The sequence below is a fragment of the Prosthecobacter sp. genome, from assembly GCF_044373815.1.
GTDB lineage: Bacteria > Verrucomicrobiota > Verrucomicrobiia > Verrucomicrobiales > Verrucomicrobiaceae > Prosthecobacter.
The window spans coordinates 1-8,459 of record NZ_JBIPNG010000286.1; the positions used below are offsets into that span (position 1 = coordinate 1).

Genomic DNA, 8,459 nt, shown 5'->3' on the forward strand with positions numbered 1-8,459 from the left:
CTGTCGCGGGCAAAGCTTTCGCTCGGTGGAAAGCCAACCTTGATCGTATTGCGCTCAACGCCAAGGAGCGTACCCGCCTGCACCCATGACATCGCCAAGGGGCGGCGCACCTGCACCTGCGTGACGAACTTCGACCAGAAAACATCCGCGCTAAACAGCTCTCCCGGTTCATCCACCGGAGAAGCCTCTTTAACCTTCGCAGCCGCCACGGGGGCCGGTGCGGGCGCTGGCGCTTTCTCGATCACAGGCTCCGGTGCTCTCTCAACGACCGGCGCGGCCTTCGCCACGGGCTCAGGCTCCGGTGCCCGCACCATAGCGGGCGCGGGAACGTCTTCACGTGCCACAGGCTGCGGCTTTTCATATACGACGGCTGGCGCCGTTTTCACCGGCTCTGCCAAGCGTCGCACCAACGGCGGTGCCGCCTGCACACGCGGAGCCGGCCGGGTCAAGCCTTCAGCACTGCCGGAATCCAGCGCATCAATGACATCGCTGATCGAAACTTCATTCAGGCTCTGCACGGAGGCGATGACGCCCAGTTCAAAGTGCAGGCGCTTGTTGCTGGCCCAGCGCATGCGCGCGTCCACATCGGCCAGGCCATCCACCACGCGCAGCAGTTGCTCCGTGTTCGCCATCTGCGCCTGGGCCACGACTTCCTCGGCCACTTCCGGGCTCAGATCTTCCGCCGCAGCTTCAGGGTCCGCCTGCTGCACCAGCAGCGTGCGAAAGTGCTGGATCAGATCTCCCAGGAAACGCCCCAGCTCCTTGCCGGCTTCGTTCTGTTCATAAACAGCGCGCAGGGCACCCACGGTGTCGCTTTCAAGAATGTGCCGCGCCAGTGCCGCCACGGATTCGCCGGAGGTAAATCCAAACACATCCAGCACGTCTTGCTCGGTGATCGAGCCACCGCAGAAGGCCACCAGCTGGTCCAGCATCGACTGCGCATCACGCATCCCGCCTTCCGCACCTTTGCCGATCGCATAGGCCGCCTTTTCGTCCAAATTCACATTCTCCAGCTTCGCAATGTGCAGCAGGTGCTTCGCGATCACCGCATTCGGGATGCGCCGCAGGTCAAAGCGCTGGCAACGACTGATGATCGTAGGCAGGATCTTGTTCGGCTCCGTCGTGGCAAAGATGAACTTCACGTGCTCCGGCGGCTCTTCCAGCGTCTTGAGCAGCGCGTTGAAGGCCCCCGTCGTCAGCATGTGCACCTCGTCAATGTAGTAGATTTTGTAACGGCAGCGGGAGGGGGCGTACTTCACGTTGTCCCGCAGCTCACGCACCTGCTCCACGCCGTTGTTGCTCGCACCGTCGATCTCCAGCACGTCCATGCAGCGCCCTTCAGCGATCTCGATGCTCAGCTCGTCTTCAGGGTCAAAATCGATGGTCGGCCCGTTCTTGGCGCACAGCGCCTTGGCAAAAATACGCGCCGTGGAGGTCTTCCCCGTGCCACGCGGCCCCACAAACAAATAGGCATGCGCCAGCCGCTGCTGGGCGATGGCATTGCGCAGCGTCCGTACGACGTGATCCTGGCCGAGAACGTCTGCGAAGGTCTTGGGGCGATATTTGCGGGCAAAAACTTGGTAACTCACCCTGCCAGACTAACGAACGCTCTCTGTGAAGCCAACGGAAGTTTAAAACAAGAGGGTGAAAATTGGACGAGCATTCACTTGTTCACGCTCCACGAGGCACGACCGCCGGGGATGCTGGCGGAGCCTTTGTAGCCCTTGCCGGTGAAACTGCCGCTCATCGAGGAGTTGATGGGCACGTTGGTGCCCTTCGCCACGACGGAGCCGGTCATCTTCATCGAAATCGTGCCGGAACTCAGTTCGACATCGCCGCTGATGCTCGCACGAGCGCTGGCGGTCTGGCCGCCGACGGTGACGGTCTGGCCATAGCTCCCCGTGACGCGTGAACCGATCACGGTGATGCGGATGGTCCCCTTGCCGCTCAAGGAGCCGGAAAAGGTGCCCTGCATGCCGCTCATCTCGCCTATCGCCGCGTCGAGCGCGGGAACACCATCGCTCTCCAGCACACTCACAAGACGATCCACGATGCTCGCATTCGCGGGCAGGCCTTTGGCCTTCAATTTCGCGATCACGGTCTCGCGCATCTTCACCGCGTCATCGGTGGCGTTTTCGCGGGCCTTGGCCTCCTCTTTGCCGGATTCCTTCTTGGCGGCGAGTTTTTTGCGGTCACGATAGCTGCGTGTTTTCGTCTCGGGCTCGGCAGCAGCCAGTTTGGCCGCTTTTTTGCCTTCGAGAACTTTGTTAAGGCGCTTCGCCTCGGTGAAATCACCGTTCTTCACCGCATCTGCGGCACGCTGTGCACCCACGGTGGAGGCCCCGTTCTTGATGAGCTTGTCGTAGATCTCTTTGGAGCGATCCTCGTTGATCTGCTTTTCATTGCGGGCGCTTTTCAGCTGGTCAAACAGCCCCTTCCCAGCCCCGAGGCCTTCACCAATCGCGTTGCCCAAATTCGTACCGCTCTGCTTGGCCGCATCATAGGTGATCGCCTTCGCACCGCCATAAAGTCCGCCCAGCACCGCCTTGCCCTTCATTTCCAGATAGGACTTCCACGAATCCGGTGACACTTTGCCGTCTTTGATATCCTTTTGGTATTGATCAAACGCATCCTTGCCGGCCTTCGTGCCGATGTCCGCCATCGAGCCAAATCCCAGGCCATGCCACAGGGTGCGCCCGGCCAGCTCAGCCTTGTCCTTGGTCCAGCCAAGAGCGCCCGATGGCTCTCCCTGCTTCTTCGCCTCCATCTCCTCCTTGGCGGTCTTGTAGCCTTCGTAGATGCCATAGGCCCCCAGGGCCAGCCCCGCGCCCTTCATCAGCCTACCTCCAGAGGCTGCTTTCGCCTCCGGTTCCACCGCCACGCTTTTCGTGCCACCGGGCTTCGTTACGGGTTCGCTCGGACCACCGGCTTTCGTCACGGGTTCATTCGGGCCGCGCACGGCTTCGGTGGTGGCATTGGCCTTGGCTTTGTAGTCCGCCAGTTCATTGCGGGCCTGCTGTGCCTCCGCCTTCAGTCCCTTCGCTTCCAGTTCGTTGATCTTCGTCTGCGTCTGCTGCACTTCAGCCGCCGCTGCGGTCTTGGTCTTCGCCTCGGCGGCATTCAAAATGTCCCGCGTGGTTTTTTGCAGCTTGGAGGCTTCATCAGCGTTCGAAATCGTCGTGCGGCCTGTTTTGATCTCTGCCAGCTTGTCGAGGATGTCCTCGGGGTTCTTGACGCCATTTTGTTTGGCGATGGTTTTGACCATCTCGGGGTCCAGCCCCGCCTGGTTCGCCGCCTTGATCGCGCCTTTGGCCATCATCTGTCCTTCCGGTGCTCCGCCCACCAGAGTCTCCGGTGGCGCGCTGGTGCCGTGCAGCGCTTTTTTCGCGTGATCCATCGTGGCCACATGATCCTTCAGCGCCCCTGGCTTCAGCGAACCGCCCGTTTCTGAAACATACGTCTCGCCATGCTGTGCGCCCATCTTCACCTGCGCCTGGTGCCCCGCGCTGCCGATGCGGTCGGTGCCCGGCGCAGCATTCACCGTCATGCCAAACTCAGGCGAGGTCTCCAGCACTCCGCCCGTCACTTTCACGGGGCCGCCGTTGGGGCCCTTCACTCCAATCTCATTGAGAATCTTCCCCGCTTTCTCCGTCGTGCGGTAGCCGCCGCCCGCGTCAAAGTCGCCGTTCATGCCGCGATGATTCGGATCCGTGATCGTCGTGCCTGCGGTCTGCTTCGCACTGTTGCTGACGTTGCTCGTGCCGCCCATCACATCCCGGTTCGCCTGATTGATCACGCCTTCATGCACCACGTTCCGCTGCGTGGCGATCTGCTTGCTGGTGCTGCGGTGCGCCGCGTTCTCTGCCTCGATCTGCGCGGTTTTCGCCGGACCCTCCGGCATCTTTTCGAGCTGCTTCTGCGCCGAATCATGCCGCGCGCATTCGCTTTGCCAGTCCGACTCCACCTTGCTCCATTTTTGTTTCAGGTCGGAGATCACTTCCTTGCGCGCCGCCTGCTGCTGCATCGAAAGCCTCTTGGACTCCGCCTGGTACCTCCCAATCTCCTCGCGTAGCTGCGCATCCCTCTGCGGACTGGCAGGCTGCTGCTGCAGCGCCGCCTTCCGTTCCTGAAAAGCCTGCCGCTGGGCTTGCTGCGCCGCCTCGATGGATTCAAAGCTCACCATCACCTCCCCTGTCTGCGCGAAAACCGCACTGCTCAGCAAGGCCCAGCATATCATGACTCGTTTCATGGCTTCGCTCCCTCCCATTCGGCCACCAGTTTGGCGGCGTAATCATGCTCCGACGTCCCGGCCTCCTCGATGAGCAGGATGTCCCGCGCCTGCGACAGCGCCGCCTCCCGATCACCGAGATAGTTCAGCATGATCGCACGACCGACACCGAGCGCTGAGACCTCAGGATTCGCCGCATACTGCGCCTCAAAAAAATCCACCCCACGATACCCCTCGTCATTCGCCGCATACTCCGCGCACAAAGGGCCCATGGCATGCGCCGCCGAACCCACCGGATCATTCTCCAGTGCATTTTCCAGTGCCGAGATGGCCTCCATGCCGCGATCCTGCGCCGCCATCAGCAGTCCCAGTTCCAACCATGCCGCCGCATATTCGGCATCCACATCCACAGCCTGCGTGAACATCTTCTCCGCCATCACCAGCGCACGCTCGTCGAACTCGGCCAGCTCCTGATACAGCAGCCCCGTTAGAAACAAGTGAGAGGCATTTCCCGGCTCCAGCGCCGAGGCCGACCGCGCATACCCCACAGCCTCCTCCAGCGCGGCTTGGTCCGGTTCTCGCTGCGGTTGATCAAGAATCGCAAACGCATGGTCATGCCTCACCACCGCCATCGTGTGGCGGTTTTCCGGCGAGGCATCTGCAAGCAGCGCCTTCATCGCCTGCTCCTCACGCTTCTTGATTTCCACCGGCACCCAGGCCGCGACACCCACCGGCGGTTGCGGTCCCAAAATCGTCGCACGCTCCAGATCCTCCTTGGCTCCGGCGCTGTCCCCCAAGGCTTCCCGGGCTTCTCCTCGTATTTGAAACGCCCGCGACTCGGTGGGCAGCAGTTCAAGGCACTTCGTGGCATCTGCCACGGCCTTTTGAAACTCACCTGCGGCCAGCCATGCACCCGCACGATTGCGATACACCTTGGCGTGCTGCGGATTGATCTGCAGAGCCTTGTCAAAGTCCGCCATCGCCTTCTCCTGCTGTCCCAAGTTCAGCCATGCCTGCCCGCGATTGTTCAGATAGATCGAACCCGTCGGGATCAGTTCGAGCGCCTTGGTGAAACTCTCGATCGCCGCCTCGTTGTCGCCCCGGTTCATCAGAAAGAAGCCGCGGTTGTTGTGAAACTTCGCCACCTTCGGATCCAGCTCCACCGCTTTGTCATAGTCTGCCAGCGCACGTTCTTTCTCGCCCATCTGATCGTACGCCGTGGCTCGGTTAAAATACGCCGCCGCGCTCTTGTCGTTCAGAGCAAGCGCCTTGTCACAATCCTCCACCGCCTTCTCATACTCACCGCGCAGCAGCAGCAGATCGGCGCGGTTCGTGTAAAAAAGTCCGTTTTTGGGATCAAGCTCAATGGCCGTCGTGTAGTCCACCAGCGCCTTGTCCGGCTCTTTGACCGCACTCCATGTGAGCGCCCGGTTGAAGTGAAACAGAGCGTTCTTCGGGTTCAACTCGATCGCCTTGGAATAATCCGCCAGGGCCAGATCACGTTGCCCTTTGTTGTCATAGGCTAGGGCACGGTTGTTGTAGGCCGTGGAATCCTTCGGCGTCAAAGTGAGCACCTGGGTGAAATCCGCAATCGCTCCGTCCAGTTCATTCAGCCGCCAGCGCGCACGCCCACGCCCCATGTAGGCCCGCGCATCGTTGGGTTTCTGCCGCACCAGCTTTTCATAAGCAGCCGCCGCCTCCTTGGCCTTCCCTCCCGTGAGCAGGCTGTCAGCCGTCTGCCACGCATCCGCAGCCCCGGCCATACGCCGTGCCATCAGGACGATCAGAACGACCAGCACCACCCACAGCACCCTGCGCCAGTGATTGCGGGATCCCAGATCATCCGTTGGAGGTTGGTGGTTCATGGCGTGCCTCGCTACACATAACTACGCCCGCGTTCAGGTCGCTGCCGGTCAGCCCTTGCGATACTTCGACTGCTTTTTGTGGCCTCCCACCTTGACCTTTGAACACAACATGACCTCTTGAACGTAACCTCACTGCCCATGCTCCTTTCCCTCACCTCCCGCATCCTGCAAACCGTCGATCCGCTCTGCTTGGCCAAGATTGGCTGGAATTTCGGCTACAAGGGCGCGCGCTCCGTCATGCTGCACAAGCAGCGCATGAAGCAGGGCCAGTATTTCCCTCCCTTCTTCTACATCTCCATCCTGAACTCGTGCAACCTCCGCTGCCAGGGCTGCTGGGTGGACGTGGACAAACCCCGCGAGTCGCTCAATCTCGATGAGCTCAACAAGATCGTGAACGACGCCAAACGGCGCGGCAATTCCTTCTTCGGCATCCTCGGCGGCGAGCCCTTCATGCATCCCGAGCTGTTCGACTTCCTCTCGATGCACCCGGATGCCTTCTTCCAGGTCTTCACCAACGGCCAGATGATCACCCCGAAGGCCGCCGAAACCATGCGCAAGCTCGGCAACATCACCCCGCTCGTGAGCATCGAAGGCACCGAGATCGTCAGCAATGAGCGCCGTGGCAACAAGGACGTGCTCACCCGCACCCTGCGCGGCCTGCAAAACTGCCTGGATGCCCGCGTCCTCACCGGCGTGGCCACCAGCCTCTGCAAAACCAACATCGATGACCTCCTCACCGAGAAATGGCTGCGCCGCCTCATCGACATGGGCGTGCACTACGCCTGGTATCACACCTACCGCCCCGTCGGCCCCAAGATCAGCGCCGACCTCGCACTCACGCCTGAGCAGATCACCCAGGTGCGCAAATTCGTCGTCAACATGCGCGCCAAGATGCCCATCGCCATCGTGGACGCCTACTACGACCACAACGGCCAGGCCCTCTGCCCCATGGCCAACGGCATCAGCCATCACATCAGCCCCACCGGCGCCATTGAGCCATGCCCCATCATCCAGTTCGCCAAGGAAAGCGTCCGCACCAATGACGACCTCTTTGACGTCTTCACCAAATCCGAATTCCTCCGCGACTTCCGCAACATCGCCTCCGCCAACACCCGCGGCTGCATCGTCCTTGAGCGCCCCGACTTGGTGAAAGCCGTCGTCACCAAGCACACCGCCAAAGACTCCACCATCCGCCAGACCGCCATGGCCGAGCTCGAATCCATGACCCCACGCACCAGCCAGTGGCGCGAAGGCGAGGAGATCCCCGAGAAGCACTGGATGTACTGGCTCGCGAAGAAATTCTTCTTCAACGACTTCGGAGTGTACCAAGGGCTGGAAAAAAAGAAAAACTGAGCTGAAATAACGAGTCAAATTTTGAGACCGTCACACCTTTTAGCTTGAAGTGTGACCCGAAAATCGCTCTACATGGAATCCATGGCTCAAAATACATTTTCTCCTGTTCTGGCTCGTGGTGGCATGGGCGGCATCGTGCGTTGGTTCATCCAGATCGTCATCTATGACATCTGCATCACCGGCATTCAGGACATTCTCGGAGTCAGCCGCATGGTCGCCCTCTTCATTTTCCTGGGCATCATGATCCTCATCAGCATCGGCGGTTACATGCTGCGCAAGAAGATGAGCGGCCAGGCCGACTCGGACATCTAGCCATGCGTCACACAGTTCTTCACTCCCCCGCCTTTTCGACCCTGCGTCTGGATATGGCGGAGGGCGAGAGCATTCACGCACAGCCGGGCAGCATGCAGGCTATGACGCCCGGTTTTCACATCGACGTCAAAGCCGGGCTCCACATGGGTGGCAAGCGCGGCATGTTCGGTGGCATGCGCAGCCTCTTTGGTGGCGAAAGCTTCTTCACCGTCATTTACAAGGCCAAGCGCGACGAGCAGCACCTCATGCTCGCCCCCGAACAAATGGGCGATATCCGCGCCATCGAGGTCACGCCGGACACCGGCTTGAAGCTCGCACGCGGTGCCTTCCTGGCATCCTCCCCCGAGCTCACCTTTGATCTGCACAATGCCGGCATGCAGGGCGTCCTGGCCACACGCGGTCTCTTCTTCCTGAAGACCGTCGGCTCCGGCATGCTCTTCCTCTCCAGCTACGGTGGCATCGTTGAGCAAGACCTCGCGGAGGGCGAGCGCTTCGTTCTCGACAACCGCAACATCGTCGCCTTCACCGACACCATGCCCTTCGAGTCCGTGGTGCTCACCAAGTCGATCAAAGACTCCTTCCTCTCCGGCGAAGGCTTCGTCGTCCGCTTCACCGGTCCGGGAAAAGTCATTTACCAGACCCGCGCACGGCCCTCCCTCGGACTCATTCGCGGCTTCCTGCAAACTCTCACCTGATCGGCA

At 60.8% G+C, this 8,459-nt stretch carries 6 protein-coding genes; 3 read left to right on the forward strand and 3 right to left on the reverse strand.

Features of this window, described 5'->3' with window-relative positions:
• From dnaX to ACIREA_RS20475, 3 genes are all read right to left on the reverse strand, one after another.
• The coding region (gene dnaX, locus ACIREA_RS20465) for a DNA polymerase III subunit gamma/tau (RefSeq protein WP_397384201.1) at window positions 1-1,589 on the reverse strand (1,589 nt) is incomplete at its 3' end.
• A 74-nt stretch (window positions 1,590-1,663) separates the two neighbouring features.
• Window positions 1,664-4,249: a hypothetical protein gene (locus tag ACIREA_RS20470; protein ID WP_397384202.1), complete on the reverse strand. Its 2,586-nt coding sequence runs from the start codon at window positions 4,247-4,249 to the stop codon at window positions 1,664-1,666.
• Entirely contained in the window at window positions 4,246-6,093 is a 1,848-nt protein-coding gene (locus ACIREA_RS20475) for a tetratricopeptide repeat protein (RefSeq protein ID WP_397384204.1), read from the reverse strand. Before ACIREA_RS20475 ends, ACIREA_RS20470 begins: the two co-directional genes overlap by 4 nt.
• 138 nt (window positions 6,094-6,231) lie before the next feature.
• On the opposite strand from ACIREA_RS20475, the gene ACIREA_RS20480 reads away from it, so the two are divergent.
• The 3 genes from ACIREA_RS20480 (at window position 6,232) to ACIREA_RS20490 (ending at window position 8,453) form a co-directional block, all read left to right on the forward strand.
• The gene (locus ACIREA_RS20480; RefSeq protein WP_397384205.1) at window positions 6,232-7,446 is read left to right on the forward strand and encodes a radical SAM/SPASM domain-containing protein; all 1,215 of its coding nucleotides are present in this window, start codon (window positions 6,232-6,234) and stop codon (window positions 7,444-7,446) included.
• Between the two features lie 81 nt (window positions 7,447-7,527).
• A complete protein-coding gene (locus tag ACIREA_RS20485) occupies window positions 7,528-7,758 on the forward strand; it encodes a hypothetical protein (RefSeq protein ID WP_397384206.1) in 231 nt (76 codons plus the stop codon).
• A gap of 2 nt (window positions 7,759-7,760) precedes the next feature.
• Entirely contained in the window at window positions 7,761-8,453 is a 693-nt protein-coding gene (locus ACIREA_RS20490) for a TIGR00266 family protein (protein ID WP_397384207.1), read from the forward strand.
• Window positions 8,454-8,459 lie beyond the last annotated feature (6 nt).

Coding starts and splice junctions, on each gene's coding strand:
- ACIREA_RS20470 (WP_397384202.1), bottom strand. CDS start 4,249: ATGAAACGAGTCATGATATGCTGGGCCTTGCTGAGCAGTGCGGTTTTC.
- ACIREA_RS20475 (WP_397384204.1), bottom strand. CDS start 6,093: ATGAACCACCAACCTCCAACGGATGATCTGGGATCCCGCAATCACTGG.
- ACIREA_RS20480 (WP_397384205.1), top strand. CDS start 6,232: ATGCTCCTTTCCCTCACCTCCCGCATCCTGCAAACCGTCGATCCGCTC.
- ACIREA_RS20485 (WP_397384206.1), top strand. CDS start 7,528: ATGGCTCAAAATACATTTTCTCCTGTTCTGGCTCGTGGTGGCATGGGC.
- ACIREA_RS20490 (WP_397384207.1), top strand. CDS start 7,761: ATGCGTCACACAGTTCTTCACTCCCCCGCCTTTTCGACCCTGCGTCTG.